At 49.2% G+C, this 532-nt stretch carries 1 pseudogene; it reads right to left on the bottom strand.

Going from position 1 to position 532, the window contains the following annotated elements:
* Positions 1 to 532 (bottom strand): annotated as a pseudogene (locus tag R7Q46_RS29930) (UvrD-helicase domain-containing protein); the annotation flags it as partial.

Genomic DNA, 532 nt, shown 5'->3' with positions numbered 1-532 from the left:
GTCCAACTCATTGTAAGCACTGTAAACCGAAATCGGTTCACCAACGATGCCGTCAGTCCACAGCTCTTTACCCATACGCTCAGTGTTATTGGCGATCAAGGTATTGGAAGCTTCCAAAATGGTCTTGGTGGAACGGTAATTCTGCTCTAGGCGAATGGTGGTTACGCTTGGGAATTCACGGGTGAATTTCTCAATGTTTTCGACTTTTGCTCCGCGCCACCCGTAAATAGATTGGTCATCGTCACCCACAATCATCACATGACACTCAGGCCCCGCCATCATGCGTAGCCAAGCGTATTGGATATTGTTGGTGTCTTGGAACTCGTCAACCAGAATGTGTTTAAAGCGTGCCTGGTAGTGCTCGCGGACAAACTTGTTATCGCGCAGTAGCTCATGAGCGCGAAGCAGAATTTCTGCAAAGTCGACCAGACCTGCACGGTCACACGCTTCTTGATAAGCGGTCTATAGCGGCAAGTACGTTTTGGTCACAGGATCGTGGTCAGCATCAATATGTGGTGGGAGCAGAACATCG

Source organism: Vibrio sp. 811, from assembly GCF_033339195.1.
This window is presented reverse-complemented; position numbering and strand designations above follow the sequence as displayed.